Annotated in this window: 14 protein-coding genes; 7 read left to right on the plus strand and 7 right to left on the minus strand. The window is 65.0% G+C overall.

Features of this window, described 5'->3' with window-relative positions:
* Positions 1 to 247 precede the first annotated feature (247 nt).
* Entirely contained in the window at positions 248 to 865 is a 618-nt protein-coding gene (locus X751_RS159960; RefSeq protein ID WP_023709407.1) for a TetR/AcrR family transcriptional regulator, read from the plus strand.
* A gap of 9 nt (positions 866 to 874) precedes the next feature.
* Here X751_RS159960 and X751_RS1000000165240 read toward each other — a convergent pair whose 3' ends face one another.
* The gene (locus X751_RS1000000165240) at positions 875 to 2971 is read right to left on the minus strand and encodes an alpha/beta fold hydrolase (RefSeq protein WP_031205196.1); all 2097 of its coding nucleotides are present in this window, start codon (positions 2969 to 2971) and stop codon (positions 875 to 877) included.
* 134 nt (positions 2972 to 3105) lie between these two features.
* Between X751_RS1000000165240 and X751_RS159950 the strand changes: the two genes are divergently transcribed.
* Entirely contained in the window at positions 3106 to 3468 is a 363-nt protein-coding gene (locus X751_RS159950) for a hypothetical protein (RefSeq protein WP_023672522.1), read from the plus strand.
* A 24-nt stretch (positions 3469 to 3492) separates the two neighbouring features.
* On the opposite strand, the gene X751_RS159945 is transcribed toward X751_RS159950, so the two are convergent.
* From X751_RS159945 to X751_RS159935, 3 genes are all read right to left on the minus strand, one after another.
* On the minus strand, positions 3493 to 3798 hold the full coding sequence (locus tag X751_RS159945; RefSeq protein WP_023703064.1) for a hypothetical protein: 306 nt from the start codon (positions 3796 to 3798) through the stop codon (positions 3493 to 3495).
* Between the two features lie 14 nt (positions 3799 to 3812).
* Complete coding sequence (locus tag X751_RS159940; RefSeq protein WP_023705135.1) at positions 3813 to 6362, minus strand: caspase family protein; 2550 nt, start codon at positions 6360 to 6362, stop codon at positions 3813 to 3815.
* Between the two features lie 242 nt (positions 6363 to 6604).
* A complete protein-coding gene (locus X751_RS159935; RefSeq protein ID WP_023705134.1) occupies positions 6605 to 7840 on the minus strand; it encodes an ROK family protein in 1236 nt (411 codons plus the stop codon).
* A gap of 166 nt (positions 7841 to 8006) precedes the next feature.
* Here X751_RS159935 and X751_RS159930 point away from each other — a divergent pair, with 166 nt between their 5' ends.
* The 3 genes from X751_RS159930 to X751_RS1000000164690 all read left to right on the plus strand — a co-directional run bounded on the left by X751_RS159930 (position 8007) and on the right by X751_RS1000000164690 (position 11902).
* A complete protein-coding gene (locus tag X751_RS159930; RefSeq protein ID WP_023743893.1) occupies positions 8007 to 8663 on the plus strand; it encodes an SGNH/GDSL hydrolase family protein in 657 nt (218 codons plus the stop codon).
* 158 nt (positions 8664 to 8821) lie between these two features.
* Positions 8822 to 9967, plus strand: coding sequence for a sugar ABC transporter substrate-binding protein (locus X751_RS159925; protein ID WP_032892399.1), 1146 nt, complete (start codon positions 8822 to 8824; stop codon positions 9965 to 9967).
* 72 nt (positions 9968 to 10039) lie between these two features.
* The gene (locus X751_RS1000000164690; protein WP_084558238.1) at positions 10040 to 11902 is read left to right on the plus strand and encodes an ATP-binding cassette domain-containing protein; all 1863 of its coding nucleotides are present in this window, start codon (positions 10040 to 10042) and stop codon (positions 11900 to 11902) included.
* A gap of 18 nt (positions 11903 to 11920) precedes the next feature.
* Here the strand turns inward: X751_RS1000000164690 and X751_RS159920 are convergent, their stop codons facing one another.
* The 3 genes from X751_RS159920 to X751_RS159910 all read right to left on the minus strand — a co-directional run bounded on the left by X751_RS159920 (position 11921) and on the right by X751_RS159910 (position 14083).
* Complete coding sequence (locus X751_RS159920; RefSeq protein WP_023743896.1) at positions 11921 to 12925, minus strand: NAD(P)-dependent alcohol dehydrogenase; 1005 nt, start codon at positions 12923 to 12925, stop codon at positions 11921 to 11923.
* A gap of 48 nt (positions 12926 to 12973) precedes the next feature.
* Entirely contained in the window at positions 12974 to 13246 is a 273-nt protein-coding gene (locus X751_RS159915; RefSeq protein WP_023727050.1) for a hypothetical protein, read from the minus strand.
* An 84-nt stretch (positions 13247 to 13330) separates the two neighbouring features.
* Positions 13331 to 14083, minus strand: a complete 753-nt coding sequence (locus tag X751_RS159910) for a thioredoxin family protein (RefSeq protein WP_023695474.1) — start codon at positions 14081 to 14083, stop codon at positions 13331 to 13333.
* A gap of 389 nt (positions 14084 to 14472) precedes the next feature.
* Between X751_RS159910 and X751_RS159905 the strand changes: the two genes are divergently transcribed.
* Positions 14473 to 15693 carry a hypothetical protein gene (locus X751_RS159905; protein ID WP_023740067.1) on the plus strand — a complete coding sequence of 407 codons (1221 nt, stop codon included), beginning with the start codon at positions 14473 to 14475 and terminating at the stop codon, positions 15691 to 15693.
* Positions 15694 to 15722: 29 nt separating this feature from the next.
* Complete coding sequence (locus X751_RS159900; RefSeq protein ID WP_023743897.1) at positions 15723 to 16355, plus strand: glutaminyl-peptide cyclotransferase; 633 nt, start codon at positions 15723 to 15725, stop codon at positions 16353 to 16355.
* Positions 16356 to 16397 lie beyond the last annotated feature (42 nt).

Below are 16397 nucleotides of genomic sequence, written 5' to 3' on the forward strand. Positions count from 1 at the left end.
GGAGAGGACAAGGGAAGAGGCGACGGTGCGCCTAATCTCCCCCACGAGTGGGGAGATTGGCAGCTCTGCCGCCCCAACTCTCCAGCGGGCAGGGATGCTTCAGTCTTCACAATCTCAACACGTGACATACCGGCTCCCCTGATTATATGATAAGACTGCTCCACTAAAACGGAGGCGCCTCCGTTTATCTAGTTGGGGACTTACCCCTTTGGGTTCAAGCCCCCATATATCGACAGTGGAGAAAAAATTGACCGAGCAGTCGCAAGCAATTGCCGACGAGAAGCGCGAAGCCGCAGCGCCAAGGCCGCTGCGCGCCGATGCGCAGCGCAACCGCGACCGGCTGGTCGAGGTTGCGGCAGCGGCCTTTGCCGAGCACGGTGTCGATGCCTCGCTGGAGGAGATCGCGCGCCAGGCCGGCGTCGGCATCGGCACGCTCTACCGGCATTTCCCAACCCGCGAGCATCTGGTCGAAGTGGTCTACCGGCGTGAAGTCGAGGCGCTCTGTGCGGCGGCCGATGACCTCGCCAGCCACCATTCGGCCGACATGGCGCTGGAACAGTGGATGCAGCGCTTCGTCGACTACATCGCCACCAAGCGCGGCCTGGCGGCCAGCCTGCGCATCCTGTTCAACACCAATTCCGCCGTGTTCTCCGACATGTCGGGCCGGGTGTCGCTGGCCTTGCGGCAACTGGTCGAGGCGGCGGTGGCCGAAGGCTCGATCCGCAGCGACGTCGACGCCTCCGATGTGCTGCACGCACTCGGCGGCATCTACTCGGCCCCCGACACCAAGGACTGGCGCGACCGCTCGCGCCGGCTGGTCAAGCTGCTGATGGACGGGCTGCGGTTCGGGGCAGGGAAGAGGTGACCTAGCGGCTCAAGCCGAACCATCGACCGCATAGAACCGAAACGCGCCGGGCAGCCCGCTTGCCGCCATTTCGCCACGCTCCTCGAACCGCAGGCCGGAGCCGACCACGAGATCGCGCACCGTCCTTGATGCGATGATTTCGCCCGGCCGCGCATGGTCAAGCAGACGCGATGACAGTTCGATCGCCGCGCCTGAAAATTGATGGCCCCGCTGCTCGCACTCGCCGATATGCACCGCCGAGCGGACCTCGACACCGGATTGCCGCAAGCGATCGCGGATGGCGATCGCGCACTGGATCGACCGCGTTGGCCGCTGGAACACCGCGAGCACCTTGCCGTCCGATCGGCTGATCTCTCTGCCTTCGGCCGCGAGGAGTTCGCCACGGAGCGCTTCGGCGTGCCGCTCGGCCGGGTCGATGCCGAAAGGCGAGCCCGTCATATCGAGGGACAGCACCGACACAAGCAGCCGTTCGCCTGGGGCCGCCGGCAAGGCGCCGGTGACGAAAGCCTGGATCTCGTCGACGATCCGATCGGAATTCTCGCCCCAGATGACGTGGTCGCGGCCGGCGAACTCAATGTATCGGGCGCCCTCGATGTGCGTCGCCAGGTAACGTCCTTCTTCCCGCTTCACCCAGCCGTCGCCAGTCGTCTGCATGATCAGTGTCGGAACATGGACAGCAGGCAGAATGTCGCGAACATCGATTTCGGCTCCCCAGCGCCACAGGGCGATCGCGTCGGCGGGCGAGGCAGAATTCCTGAGATAGGCGGCGAACCATTCTGTCTCGAACGTGTCGCTCATCAGACTGGGCGCCGCGTTGCTCATATCCGCCGCCGCTCCCCATTCTTTCTCGACGATCGCCAGATCCTCTTCCACCTGCTCGCTTGTCTTCGCCCACGGATAGTCTTGTGACCACCTGCCGCGGGCGTAGGCCCCATTGAGCACGAGTGCCGCTGTGCGCTCGGGATAGGTCGCCGCGAACAGCATGCACATCGGGCCGCCCTCGGAGCTGCCGAAAAGCACCGTGCGCTTCGAGCCAACCGCATCCAGCACTGCCCGCACATCTTCCATCCGCTCTTCCAGGGTCGGCAGACCGACATTGCGGTCCGAGAGCCCGGTGCCGCGCTTGTCCATGCGGATTAGGCGCGAGAAAGTGCCGAGCCGCCGGTGCACATGCGAAAGCCGCGGCGAGCCCCAGGCGTGGTCGAGGTTGGAGACCCATCCCGGCACATGGATCAGGTCGACCGGACCGTCGCCGGTCACCTGATACGCGATGTTGATCCCGGCCGATTTGACATAGTGGGTCGGGGGGGCTGCGAGTTCGTGGCTGAAGCCGGTAGCGTCATCCGCATCAGTCGTGGGTGGCCGTGCCGGCGCCATTGTGCGGCGTGTGCGCAGCGTCTCGAACAATTGCCGCGTCTCCGGCTCCGGCTGCAGCTTGAGATCGCGTAGAAGCGCGGTGCGGCAGTGCTCATATTGCTTCAGCGCGAGATTGGTCCTGCCTTGCGCCGCATAGGCGCGCATCAGGGCACGGTGGACATCCTCCCTCAACGGGTCCATGGCCAGCAGGCGCGCCGCCGCGCGCACGCATGCGGCAGGATCGTTCGTCGCGGCATAATGCGCGACGAGCCTGTCGAGCGCCGCGACGGCCAGTGCCCGCAGCCGCTCGCGTTCGATCCTCAGCCAGTCCTCGAATGGCTCCTCCTTCAGGCCGAAGCCGTCGAGCAGGTCGCCGCGGTAGACATTGAGCGCCAGTTCGAGGTCTTCGGGTGCCGGGCTGGCGACCAGCGCCTCGAACCGCGCGACGTCGAAATCAAGGCCGTCGAGATGCAGAGCGACGCTGTTGCCATCGGTGAGGAAGCGGCCGCCGCCGCACGTCTGCATGGCCTTCCTGACAGACGATACCGCTTGCCGCAGGCTCATTCGCGCCTGCGCCTCGCTGTTGATGCCCCAGAGCAGGGTCGCCAGCTTCTCGCGCGACTGCGAATGCCCCGACTGCAGCGCGAGATAGGCGACCATCGCACGCGCCTTGCGGCTGATGGCTGGAACCGTGGCCCCGACGCCACCAAAGTCGAAACCACCCAGCAGGTGAAGATAAGGTCCGGTCATCGGATCCGCCACGGTCACAGCGCGACGACGATCCGCTCAAGCTCGGTCCATTTCAACACTTATTCCGCCGCCGAGGCGCTTTTCACGATTCCATCACGCAGGTTCCCACGCGTTGCTCACGGCGCTTGAGGAGATTGTTCGCACTGGATCTCTTTTCGCAGGAGGATACCGTGCATCACCCTGGCCCGACCGAGTGGCCCATCTGGCATGACGACCCCGGGCGCGACCGGCAGGAGCTTGGCGCACCATCGCGTCACGATATTGCGCTGGCCCGCTATCTCGAAACACAACAGGCCCATCGGGCATTGGCGGCTCGCAGACTCGATCCGGCGGCGGTCGTGGCCTCTGCACTGGCAGCGTTCGTCCGCTGCCTTTTCCGTGCAGCGCTGCGCCGAATTGTCCGCTGGCCAACCGATGCCGCGACAGGGATGGACGATTTCGGCTTGACGTTGTCCAAGGCTCATGCGGAATTTAGCAAGACCCTTTGGGGCCGCTGAGTGCAGCGCCCTTGGTCGACGATCTCATCCCCAACCGCCGCCGCCGCCGCCAGCCCCACCGCCGCCTCCGCTGCCGCCGAGAGAAGGAATCACGGGCGGCTTTTGCGGGATCTCCTCGGCCGGCTTGATCACTTTGCCGGTGGCCGCCTTCTTGTATCTGACCACCTTTGGCTGAGGTGCTACGCGAACCACTTTGCGATGGTTCACCGGCGGCGCCGGCTCAAACATCGGCGACACCGAGGTGCAGCCCATGAGCCCGGCCAGAACGCCGGATAGAATTATCCCGATGAATGCCTGCCCGAATGTCTGCTTGAATGCCTTGCCCACCATGGCCTCCTTATTGTTCAGAACAAATCCCGACGCGGATTGGCTTCTTCCCAGACCCCCCGGGCCGCATTGACCAGTTGCGTGTCCAGCGAACCGGACGCGGGAATCTTCGACTTGAGCTCTCGACGCAGGGCGTCCAAAGCTGCCGTTTTCGGCTTGGTGCCGAACTGCGCCAGGCCCTTTTTGGCGTCCGGCAGCTCCTTGCGCAGATCGAGCGCGACGGCGAATGCCAGGAAGCGCACCGCGACAGCCTGATCGGCCTTGTCGCCTTTCGCCATTTCAAGCGCCGCGCGATCATAGGCGCTCGACGGATCGCCGCGCGTGGTCGCCAGTTCGAACAGCCTTTGCGCTTCCGCCGGGTCCTGGCGCACACCGGCGCCATCCCTGTACATGCGGGCGAGGCTGCCGGGCGCGTAGGGCTGGCCAAGATCGGTGGCCTGCTGGAACAGGGCCTGCGCCGTCTTCGGATCCTTGTCGATGCCCTGGCCGGCGAGGTAATTGCGGCCGAGCAGGTTCATCGAATACATGTCTTGGCGCTGCACCCCCGCTTGCAGGAAGGCGACGGCGCGGGCCGGATCGGCAGGCACGCCATTGCGGCCCTCGGTGAAGATGGCGGCAAGATCGTTCATGGCATAGGTGTGCCCCATGGCCGCCGCCTTGAGCAGCAGGTCGAGGCCCTTGGCCGTATCGCGGTTGACGCCATAGCCATTGAACAGCGCGCGTCCCCACGAGGTCATACCGTAAGGATCACCCTTGTCGGCGGCAGCCTTGTAGAGAGCGTTGGCCTGGGTGCGGTCTATGGTCGTTCCGGTTCCGGTTGCGTTGAGATAGCCGAGTTCGAAGACGGCGCGCACATGGCCTTTCTTGGCGGCGTCCTCGATGGCTGACCTGGCCTCGCCGACCCTGCCTGCCGCAAGCAGGGCGCGGCCGAGCTCGTAGTGGAAGCGGGCGACGTCTGGATAGGTTTTCACGGCCGCCTCGCAGGCTGCCACCGCACCGGCGCCGATCTCGTTCGGCAGCAGGCCGGGCACCACCCCTTGCAGGTCGAGAGGCTCGCCGGCGGCGGTATCGCAGGCATCGACCGTCGGCGACAGCTTCATTGTCGCGGGCTTAGCCGAGCTGCTGTCGGCCCGGATTTCGAAGCCGACCTCGACCGGCGCGCCGGCGCCGATCTGCGGCTCGTAACGGAGATGGTCGACTTCACCGGCCAGAAGGCTGGATTGCGGCGACAAGGTTCGATCAGGCAATGACAGCGTTCCCGTTGCCGGATACCCCGTGACCTTCAGGCTGACCGCCGGATCGTCGGTGGGGAAATCCAGATTGAGCGCGACCGGGCCGACGCCGACGGGAATATCAAGCTTGCGGTTCTCGATCGCTTCGGCAGCGCCGGTGATGTGGATGCCGCGATCCAGCACCTGCTGCTTCTGCTCGGCCTCGAGCGAAGCCATGATCTGCTGACCCGCCGCACCTTCGCCGCTCTTGACGCGGAACACGAGTATGCCCTGGCTCCCGCCGCCCCAATTGTCATGCGTGGCATAGGCCAGCATATCCACCTCGTCCTGCGTGGCGGCGCCTTTGGGGACATCCATTTGCAGGCGCGGCAGGTCCTTGCCGGCGATCGGTTCGCCCACCGCGACGTCTTTGCCGTCCAGCACCAGACGGCCCATTGCCGGCGGACGTTCGATGCTGACGCTGATAGCGCCGCCATCGACATCGACCGGCTCCGGCAGGCCGAGAGCGACAGGACCGACCCCCGAGAGCACTACCTTCTCCAGCACTGGCGGCAGCGAAGGCCGGTTGTTGCGGCGCACCAGCACCACGTCATCGATCAGCGAGGAATTTTCCCAGGGCACCTGCATGCCGTTGGTGGCCTGCACGACATCGCGGCGCACCGCCGACATGACCGTGCGGATCTCCTGGTTCGGCGCCAGCGCGCGCCGCGAAAAGGCCGATGAAAACGGGCTGAGGTCGCCGCTGCCGTCATAGGCGACCGCGCCTGGTTCGGTGGCGAAGGCAATCAGCGTGTTGAGCGAGCTTCGCACCTGCGCCAGCCCGGTATTGCCGGCGGTGACAAGCTGGTCGCGCAGCCAGTAATTGTTGCGCGGGAAGGGGTTGTTGCGGCAGGCATCGAGGATGATCACCTGGATCTTCGACTTCGAGCGCAGCTGCTCCAGCACGTCGTTGAGCTTGATGGCCTGGACCTCGATGTCGGCCGCCTTCTTCAACGAGGCGTCGACGGGTATCAGGAAATTCTCGCCGCCGATCTGAAAGCCGTGCCCGGAATAGTAGACGACGGCGAGATCGGCGCCGTCGGCGGCGGCCAGATAGTCCCGGAACTGGCCTTCGAACTGCTGCTTGGTGAGGTTCTCGGCGACGAAAACCTCGAAGCCGGCCAGCCGGAACGTGGCCGATACGTCCTGGGCATCCTTGGCCGGGTTCTTCAGCGCCGGGATGTCGCGATAATCGGAATTGCCGATGACGAGCGCGACCCTTCGATCGGCGCAGGCCTCGAAGCTTGTGAAGCCGGCAAGGATGAAGGCCGCGATGAATCCGCAAAGTCGGAGCATGACAAAACTCCTGGTCGCGGCCTGACGCCGACGAGAACACCGCTTGCGGCATCAAGGTCCGTTGAGAGTATGCAACCTGCCACAGCATAAAGTGAAAGGCCCGTCACCGCCAGACCATGGCAGGCGATTTCTTTCGGCGTCGACCGACCGCAGGGTGCAAGTAGCACGCGCTTCACGAGCAGGTATGTGACAAGTCTCACAGTTCGCTGTTTGGGGAATGCCTGGTGCCGGCGGCTGCGCGCCTATTCCTTGAAGAGCAGTTCCTTGTCGTTCGAATATTTCACCAGCAACGGAATGCTGGCGCCGCCGATAACGGGGCCGAGATGGCCAAACGTCCCCTCGATGACGGAGAACGGCTCGGGGCGATCGACAAGGATCCGTGCCAGCTTTCTGCGCATGGCCTTGGCGATCTCCTTGCGCACGCCATTCGGTATGGCGCCGTCGATCACCACATTGTCGATGTCGAGCAAGGCAACGGCACTGCGGGCGGCATAGGCAAGCCCGTCCGAAACCTCATCGATCCACGCGGTGAGCGGCTCTCCAAGGTCGCCCCAGTCGTCGGGCGACGACCAGATGCGGCCGGCGCCCTCGTCCCCATTGTCCTGGTCGTTGAGCTTGCCGGCCAGCGAATGCAGCGAAGCGACGCGCAGCAACGGGGTCATCCGGTCGCCCTTGCGCCCCGGCGCGGGCACCGGCATGTCGCCCAGCGCCCCGGCCAGCTTGTTGCGGCCGGGGAACAAGTGATGATCGAGCACCAGGCCGCCGCCGATGAAGTGCCCGACATAGGCATAGAGAAAGTCGGCGCGCGATCCGCCGGCGCCAAACATCAGTTCGGCCGCGGCCGACACCGTGGCGTCGTTGTAGAGGAACACCGGCCAGTCGAACGCCCGGTCCAGTTCGGCGCGAATGTCGATTTCCCTCCAGGCATCCAGCCTGCTCGCCGGCACCGCGCCCTCTTCGCTCAGGTTCCACTGATGGAATGGCGAGGCGATGCCAAGACCCGCGATGCGGTCTTGCTCTATCGATCTGTGCTTGCGGCACATGCGCGCGATGGCGCCCTTGGCGAATTTCATCACCTCGACGGGCGTCGGATAGTGGAACAGCGTGCGTTCGAACGCCATCACGTCGCCGACGAAATTGACCAGGGCGACATCGGCGCTGCGATGGTCGACCTTGAGGCCGAAGGCGTACGCGGCTTTCGGGTTCAACGCATAGGGAACCGAGGGTTGCCCCAGCCGTCCGCGCAAAGGCTCCAGGCGCAGCAGCAGCTTGTTGTCGGCGGCGCGGTTGACGATGGTGGTGATGGTTTGCGCGGCCAGCCCGGTCAGCCGCGTCAAATCGGTCTTGGCCAGCTGGCCGTGCCGGCGGATCAGCGAGACGATCAGGCGTTCGTTGTAGACGCGGCTCTCGGCCTGCGTGGTTCCGCCGCTGCGGCCCTCGGCGATCTTTTCGAGACTGAAGAAGCTGGTGCCGGTCACGCTTTCCCCTGCGCAAGGAGGTTGGCCGCAAGGCGAGCCGATCAAAGCGCTGACGTAGCAATGCGGGAACGGCAAGGCAACACTTAAATCCACCCGATGGAAAAATGTAGTTGACGCCGGCCGGCCTGCTGTCGTTCAAAGTATGCAAGCCTGGAGGAGCAATGCCGTGACGCAGACCCGGACAATCATGTGCTTTGGCGATTCCAATACCTATGGCGCCATTCCCACCCTGGCCCGCGTCGGACGGCGCCGCTTCACGCCCGACCGGCGCTGGCCGGGCATCATGCGCCGCCAGCTCGGCAGCGGATGGGATGTGATCGAAGAAGGGCAGGGCGGGCGCACCACCGTGCACGACGATCCGATCGAAGGTCTCCACAAGAACGGGCTCAAATCGCTCCCGGTGTGCCTGGAAACGCATATGCCGCTCGACCTCGTCATCCTTATGCTCGGCACCAACGATCTCAAGCATAGGTTCTCGGTAACGCCGAATGATGTCGCTGATTCTATTGAGATCTTGGCCAGAATTGTGCTGCGCAGCGAAGCTGGCCCCGCAGGCGTGGCGCCCGCGGTCCTGATTGTTGCGCCGCCGCCGATGCTGGAGGTCGACTGGTTCGGCCAGATGTTCCTGGGCGGCGCTTCAAAGTCGATGCACTTTGCCGGCTTGTTCCGTGATGCCGCCCGGCGCGCCGGCGCCGCGTTCTTCAACGCCGGCGACGTCGTCGAGTCGAGCGCGGTAGACGGCATTCACCTCGACAGCGACGCGCATCGCGTGCTCGGCACGGAATTGGCCAAAGCCGTCCAGTCGCTGATCGCCAAGGCGTGATCGCGTGGGCGAGTCACCCGACTATCTCTGATTAATTAATTCCACTGGAAAAACTTTTGACTTGCAAGCGGGAAGGTGGGTATCTGGGGAGACTGGGAAGAGTAGCGACCGCGAGGCTTGCGATGCGCGGCAACAATCAACGACAGGGAGGAAGTGAAATGCGATCTGACAGGAACATGATGCTGGCGACGCTGCTCGGCGTTGCCGGTGTGCTCGCGGGAGGTACCATTCTGGCAGGCGCGCAGGACGGCCCGGCCGGGCTCACCAAGCCGGCGGTATTTGCGCCGTTCGATCCGAAGGCGCCGGCCTGCAGCCCACCGCCCGGCCTGAACAAGGTGCTGGCCTTCGCGCAGGATAACGAGCGTGAATTCATGCAGGGCGTCGACCGCGGCCTGGCCGCCGCCGCCAAGGATCGCGGGCTGGAATATCGCCGCGCGCTTGCCAACAATGACGCCGCCAAGGGGGTCGAGCAGGTGCAATTGTTTCTCGCCTCCAAGATCGGCGGTCTGGTGGCGGCGCCTGTGGACCCGGCCTCCATGAGCCGCAGCCTGCAGGAGCTTATCTGGTCGGGCGCCTATGTCGGCACCATCGTGCCGCCGCCAGCCACGTCGCTGCTCAATGCGCCGCAATACGAGACCGGCAAGGTGCTGGCCGAAGCGGCCGCGGCCTACATAAAGGACAAGCTCGGCGGCAAGGCCAATGTCGTCATCCTGTCCCATGACAGCATGGAATTCCTGGCGCCGCGCTTTGCCGCCATGCGCGACATCTTCAAGGCCATGCCTGATGTCACCATCGTCGCCGACATCTCACCCAATCCCGTCAACAAGGAAGGCGGCTTTGCCACGATGAGCACCATTCTCCAGGCCCATCCCGACGTCGATGTCGTGCTCGGCGCCGACACGGTCGTGCTCGGCGCGCTGGCTGCCCTGGAAGCGGCGGGCAAGGCGCGGCCGGACCAGTTCCTTGGCGGCATCGACGGCGAACCGGAGGCAGTCGCCGCGATCAAGAAAGGCGGCGGTCCCTACAAGGCAAGCATCAGCCTGGCGTCGCCGGTCTTCGCTTATGCCATGGGCCAGCACGCGGCCGACTGGCTGGAGGGCAAGAGCATCCCGCAGGCGATGGATATCCTGCCCGTGGCGCTGACCAGCGACTACATGGCCCAGTACGAGGCCGATGTCGCCGACCCGGCCGCGGTCTACAAGGACCCGAAGCGCCGCGATATCTATCTCAGGATGTACGGCAACATCTGCTACGATACGCGCGACCAGTATGTGAATTTCCCCTGGTCATCCGAGGCAAAGTAGCGCCTGTTTTTCCCACGCGATACGGGCGGGTTCAGCCTGACCTGAAACCGCCCGCTTCAGTGAGAGGCAAGCATGAGCACAGACAGCTTTCGAACGGGGACGACACCGCTGCAAACGGGCCGGTTTTCATCCTTGCTGCCGGGCGTCAAGGCACCGGGCGAAGCCTCTGGCCGCATCGGGCTGGCGCTGGTCGCGCTGGGCTTGATCATCGCCTTCTCGCTGTTGAACAAATCGTTCTTCGGCCTCGACAATTTCGTCGTCATTGGCGTCAACTCGACCTCGATCCTGATCGCCGTGCTCGGCACCTCCGCGCTGCTGATCGCCGGCTATGTCGACCTCTCCATCGGCAGCATGGTCGCCTTGATCGGCATCATCACCGCCAAGGTTGCGGTGGCGACGCAGAGTGCGCTGCTGGCGATCTGCGTCGGCCTGGGTCTCGGCCTCTTGCTCGGTCTGCTCAACGGTCTGCTGGTGCGCAGGCTGAGCATCTCGCCGTTGATCGTCACGCTGGCGATGCTGGCGCTCTATGGCGGCCTTGCCTTCGTCGTCTCCAGCACCGCGGTCTATGGTTTTCCCGAGGCTCTGCTCGAATTGGGGCGGGGCAAGATCTTCGGCATCCAGTACACCGTGATCATCGCCGCATCTGTCTTTGTCGTCGGAGCCTTTGTCTTGACCAGCACGGTCACCGGCTTGAGGCTCTACGCCATAGGCGGCGACCCGCGCGCAGCCGAACTCTGCGGCATTCCGGTGGGGCGCACGGTGGTTGGCCTCTACGCCGCCAATGGCTTGCTGATCGGCCTGGTCTCGGTTCTGATCGCCGGTCGTCTCGGCAGCATCACGCCGACCATCGGCGTTCGCTTCGAGCTCGACGTGCTCACCGCCGCCATCCTAGGCGGCGTCGCTTTTTCCGGCGGCTCCGGCCGGCCGCTCGGCATCGCCATCGGCGTTGCCACCATCGGCATCCTCAATGCAGGACTGATCTTCGTCGGCCTGCAATCATGGTGGCAATCCATTTCGGTGGGAAGCATGCTGTTGCTGGCGTTGGTGGCCGACCAGGCTGCGATCGGTTTTCGCGGCCGGCGCGCTCGGGCGGCCGCGACCAACTTCACGGTGGCGGACAATGGTGCCGTCGCCTCGGCCGGCCCTGCCGCGACGGCGGGCAATGCAGAAGCCCCGCAAGGTCCGGCATTCTCGATTGCCGGCGCCCGCAAATCCTACGGCGCGCTGACGGCCGTGGAAGAGGCGAGCTTCACGGTCGGCAAAGGCGAGATCGTCTGTCTGCTCGGCGACAATGGCGCCGGCAAGTCGACGCTGGTGAAGATTATTTCGGGCGCCATCCAGCCCGATGCCGGCGCGATGACCCTCGAGGGCCAGCCGATTTCCTTCAGGAGCCCGCAGGATGCACGCGGCGCCGGCCTGGAGACGGTCTACCAGGATTTGGCGCTCTGCCCAAACCTCAGCGTCGCCCACAACATGATCCTCGGGCGTGAGGAAACGCGGCGTTGGCTCGGTGTCTTCCCGGTTCGCGACGACCGAAAGGCCGCCGAGCAGTGTCGTGCCCGGCTTGCCGCGCTGGGCGTCACGCTTCGCGACGAAAACGTTCTGGTGCGCTCGCTGTCGGGCGGCCAGCGGCAGTCCATCGCCATTGCCCGCGCGCTTGCCGATCACGTCAAGCTGATCTGCCTCGACGAGCCCACCGCCGCGCTCGGCGTCAAGCAGACCGCGCAGGTCGTCAAGCTGATCCGTTCGATCGCCGCCAGCGGCACCGGCGTCATCCTGGTCACGCACGACCTGTCGACGGTCAGGGCGCTGGCCGACAGGATCGTCGTGCTCAGCCTCGGCAGGGTGGCTTACGACGGCTCGGCCAGACAGCTGACCGCCGATCAGCTCTGGGGCCTGATGGCAAGCGGGACGCTGGCGCCGGCCGCTGGGTAGGAATGCCGATCGCAGGATCTAAAGCTCGAGGCAGACCTTGCCGAAATGCCTTTGCGCTTCGTAGTGCCTGAAGGCGGCGGCGATATCCTGCAGTGGAAAGCTGCTGTCGATGACGGGCTTCAGGCGGTTGACCTCTATCGCACGGATCATGTCCTGCTGGTCGGCTTTGCTGCCGATGGAAATTCCGCTGATGCGGATCTGGTTTGAAAACAGCGCCGGGATTGAAACTTCTGCTGCAAAGCCGGTCAGGACGCCGATGAGTGCGATATGCCCGCCTGTCCGGCAGGCCGTTATCGACTGCGCCAGCGTCGCCGGTCCGCCGACCTCGATCACATGATCGACGCCGCGTCCGTCCGTCAGTTCCTTGGCCCTGCCGCCCCACTCCGGCACCGCCTTGTAGTTGATGACGCTGTCGGCCCCGAGTCGTCTGAGCTTCTCCAGCTTCTCTTCATCGGACGACGTGGCGATGACCCTTGCGCCGGCGGCCTTGGCAAATTGAAGCGCAAACAATGACACGCTGCCGGTGCCAAGGATCAGCACCGTGTCGCCGGGCTTTACCTTGCCGCATGTCACCAGGCCGCGCCAGGCGGTGACGCCCGTGCAGGTCAGCGTTGCCGCCTCGAGATGCGTATAGCCCGCCGGCGCCTTGGTGAAGGCCTGCGCCGGCATGCACACATACTCGCTGGCGAAGCCGTCGAAACTGTCTCCGGGAATGTCGCGGCTTGTATCGGATCTCATGTCGCCGGCCAGCCACCAGGGGTAGAAAACACTGACGACGCTGTCGCCCGGCTTGAACGTGTCGACGCCGTCACCGATCGCGATCACCTCGCCGGCGCCATCCGACAGCGGCACGCGGCCGTCAGCGAGCGGCACCTTGCCTTGTACGGCGAAATCGTCGCGCATGTTTAGCGCGCAGGCGCGAATCCTGACCAGCATTTCTCCCGGCCCAGGCCGGGGCTGATCCTCCTCGACCAGGTCGAGCTTGTCCAACCCGCCCGGCGCTCTCAGCCTGACCAGCTTCATAGTCTCTCTCCGACGTAAAGAGCGTTAGCATGGCGGCGGCGGTCCAGCCTATCGCCGGACCGGCCGGCCGGAAATCACGCGCAGCCAGGGCGCCAGATGGACGGCGCTCATCAAGAGATACATCAGCGGCATGCCGGTGAGCGGGGAGGCATCGGCCCCCAGGCACGACATGGCGCCGTCGCCAGCGTGAATGCAGGTAAGCAGCGCCATCACGGCGAAAACAGGGGCCGCGGCGAGGCACAGCCAGTCGGCGGTGCGGAGAGAAACTGCATCGGAGCGTTGAGGGACCTCACTGCCGGTGCCTGTGCCGATATCGCTCATGGTCATAATCCCTTGATGATCAATGCCCGGGTTTCCTGTCCCGTGAGGGACAGGAAACCAAGCTGGATGGGTCGCTCCAGGTCCTTACTTGCCGTCCTTGTTGCGGAACGCGGCTTCGCCGGCCGCCGACACTTCCTCCCACGTCTTGTCGGGTGCGGCGTCGTAATTGTCGTGCCAATTCCACCAGCTGTAGAGCTCGGTCTGCGGATAGCCTTCGGGCGAATCCTCCCAGATTTCCTGGCGGCCGAGCGGCGTTGCGTCGAGGTAGCTCCAGACCGTGCCCATCTGCTCGTCGCCGCGGTTGTTGATGAAGTAGGTGCGATACACTTTCTTGCCGTCCTGGATGAACACGTTGTGGCCGTGCCATTCGTCGACGCCGAAATCCTTGTCGAAACTGTCGGTGATTGTGTACCAGGGCATCTCCCAACCCATCCGCTGCTTCAAGCTGGCAATGTCGGCCTGCGGCGCGCGGGAGGCATAGGCAAGCGTGGTATTGCGGGCGTTCAGATGGGCGAGATGGCCGACCTGGTCGGCGCCGAGCGAACAGCCGCGGCAGGCATGTTCGGGCCAGCCGTGGACGCCGGGTTCGTAGAAGGCGCGGTAGACGATCAACTGCCGCCGGCCCTCGAACAAATCGAGCAGGCTCGCTTTGCCGTTGGGACCCTCAAACACGTAGGCCTTGTCTACTTCCATCCATGGCATGCGCCGGCGCTCGGCCGACAGCGCGTCCCTGGCGCGCATCGTTGCCTTTTCCTTCACCAGCATCTTTTCGCGCTCGGCTTCCCATTCCTGCCTTGAAACGACCGGTGGGGTCTTCATTGCCACGTGCTTGGTCATTGCTTGTTTCCTTTGCCAGTTGTTGAGCCGTTGTGGCTTGTCGTTGCCTGTTGATCGTGAGGCAGGCTAGGGCCGCGAGGCGGCGAGGGCGGAGTTACAAATGTGACGGCATTTGCAGGCGGGCCACCGCAGCAGGGGTGGCGAGGCCGCACGGTGGGCTCGAAGTCCTCGGAAGCAGGCATGGTCGGTTTTTCCTTATTGAGAAGCTTAACGCGACTGTCTGAGATGCTCAGGCTAGCGAATGCGAATATTGCCGTCAACGCAGGCCCGGGCGTCTTCAACCAGTCCAGATGGCTAGGTCGCCGTCCGCGGCTTGCTGCTTGGCGGTGGTGACTTAAGTTAGGGCCGATAAGGGGAGCGGTGGGAGTTACAAATGTGACGGGATTTGCATGGACTCGCTGATCACCGCGGCAGGGCTGGCGCTGGCGGCGGGCAACCCGCTGGCGGCACTCGACCGCGTCGCCTTGCGCGAGGATGCCCCGGCGCTGGCGTTGCGCGGCATTGCCATGGCGCAGCTCGGCGATTTCGATCGCGCCAAAGTACTGTTGCGTAGGGCCGGCCGTGCCTTCGGTCCAAAGGAGGCGGTGGCGCGCGCCAGGTGCGTTGTCGCCGAAGCCGAGATCGCACTTGTTTCGCGTGATCTCGGCTGGCCGTCCAAGGCGCTCGACGCGGCGCGGTCGACATTGGAAAAGCATGGCGACCGGCTGAACGCGGCGCATGCCGGGCATCTCAAAGTGCGCCGCCTGCTGCTGATCGGCCGCCTCGACGAGGCTGAAGACGTGCTGGCTGGGCTCGATCCGTCGCCGCTTCCGCCGGCCTCACGCGCCGCGCATGAACTCGCGGTTGCCGGCATCGCCATGCGGCGCCTGAAGACGAAGGCCGCGCGCGCAGCCCTTGAGTGGGCGCGCCATGCCGCCCGCCGGGCCGGCATTCCGGGTCTCATGGCGGAGGTCGACAGCGCCTTCCTGGCGCTGGAGACGCCGGCGGCGCGGCTGATCGCAGGCGGCGAGGAGCATCCGCTGTTGCTCGAAGAAGTCGAGGCGCTGCAGGCGTCGCGCGCGCTGGTCGTCGATACGTTCCGCTATATCGTGCACAAGCAGGAAACAACGATCTCGCTGGCAACGCGGCCGGTGCTGTTTGCGCTGGCGCGCGCGCTTGCCGAAGCCTGGCCGGCGGATGTGCCGAGGGCGACGCTGGTTGCCCGCGCCTTTGGCGGCCGGCATGCCGATGAATCGCATCGCGCCAGGCTGCGGGTCGAGATCGGCCGGCTGCGCGCCGAATTGCGGCCGCTGGCGGGCATCGGCGCGACCAGCCAGGGCTTTGCGCTAAAGCCGCGCGAAGCAGGCTCCGTGGCGGTGCTGGCGCGGCCGATCGAGGAGCGGCACGCCGCGGTGCTGGCCTTCCTGGCCGATGGTGAATCCTGGGCCAGCTCGGCGTTGGCGCTGGCGCTGGGCGCCGGACAGCGCAGCGTACAGCGGGCGCTCGAGCAGTTGGCCGAGACCGGCAAAGTGCAGTCCTTCGGCCACGGCCGGGCGCGGCGCTGGATGACGCCACCGGTCGCTGGTTTCACGACCACCTTGTTACTCCCGTCGCCGCTGCCGAACGGCTAGGAAAGGTGACCATGATCGAGGACCAGGACATGAAACATTCAGCAGCGGAAATCCTGCGCGAATACGGGCCCTTTCCTGATGTCGACACCGTGCACGGCGTGAGCTTCGACGGACAGAATGTCTGGTTTGCGACGGGCGAGCGGCTGACCGCCTTCGATCCGGCAAGCGGCGAGACGCTGCGCTCGATCGATGTCGCGGCACATGCCGGCACCGCCTATGACGGCCGGCATCTGTTCCAGCTCGCCGGGGACCGCATCCAGAAGATCGACCCCGATACCGGCAAGGTGCTCTCCACCATCCCGGCGCCCGGCGGCGGCCGCGATTCCGGCATGACCTGGGCCGAGGGCACGCTCTGGGTGGGGCAGAACCGGGAGCGCAAGATCCACCAGATCGATCCCGAGACCGGGAAAATCCTGCGCACCATCGACTCAAACCGCTTCGTCACCGGAGTGACCTGGGTCGATGGCGAGCTCTGGCACGGCACCTGGGAAGGCGACCAGAGCGATGTCCGGCGCGTCGATCCGCAAACTGGCAAGGTGCTGGAACGGCTCGACATGCCGGCGGGGGTGGGCGTTTCCGGGCTCGAATCCGACGGCGGCGACCGCCTCTTTTGCGGCAGCGGCCCTGGCGGCATGGTGCGATCGGTGCGTCGGCCGAAGTAAGGCCGTCAAGTATTGGGCCGGCAGCGTATTTCCTACGGTCAT

The organism is Mesorhizobium sp. LNJC394B00 (genome assembly GCF_000502555.1).
GTDB lineage: Bacteria > Pseudomonadota > Alphaproteobacteria > Rhizobiales > Rhizobiaceae > Mesorhizobium.

Excerpts from the sequence above, each read along its gene's own strand:
- X751_RS159940 (WP_023705135.1), bottom strand. The coding sequence starts at position 6,362 with ATGCTCCGACTTTGCGGATTCATCGCGGCCTTCATCCTTGCCGGCTTC.
- X751_RS159910 (WP_023695474.1), bottom strand. The coding sequence starts at position 14,083 with ATGACCAAGCACGTGGCAATGAAGACCCCACCGGTCGTTTCAAGGCAG.
- X751_RS159925 (WP_032892399.1), top strand. The coding sequence starts at position 8,822 with ATGCGATCTGACAGGAACATGATGCTGGCGACGCTGCTCGGCGTTGCC.
- X751_RS159900 (WP_023743897.1), top strand. The coding sequence starts at position 15,723 with ATGAAACATTCAGCAGCGGAAATCCTGCGCGAATACGGGCCCTTTCCT.
- X751_RS1000000164690 (WP_084558238.1), top strand. The coding sequence starts at position 10,040 with ATGAGCACAGACAGCTTTCGAACGGGGACGACACCGCTGCAAACGGGC.
- X751_RS159915 (WP_023727050.1), bottom strand. The coding sequence starts at position 13,246 with ATGAGCGATATCGGCACAGGCACCGGCAGTGAGGTCCCTCAACGCTCC.
- X751_RS1000000165240 (WP_031205196.1), bottom strand. The coding sequence starts at position 2,971 with ATGACCGGACCTTATCTTCACCTGCTGGGTGGTTTCGACTTTGGTGGC.
- X751_RS159945 (WP_023703064.1), bottom strand. The coding sequence starts at position 3,798 with ATGGTGGGCAAGGCATTCAAGCAGACATTCGGGCAGGCATTCATCGGG.
- X751_RS159920 (WP_023743896.1), bottom strand. The coding sequence starts at position 12,925 with ATGAAGCTGGTCAGGCTGAGAGCGCCGGGCGGGTTGGACAAGCTCGAC.
- X751_RS159905 (WP_023740067.1), top strand. The coding sequence starts at position 14,473 with ATGGACTCGCTGATCACCGCGGCAGGGCTGGCGCTGGCGGCGGGCAAC.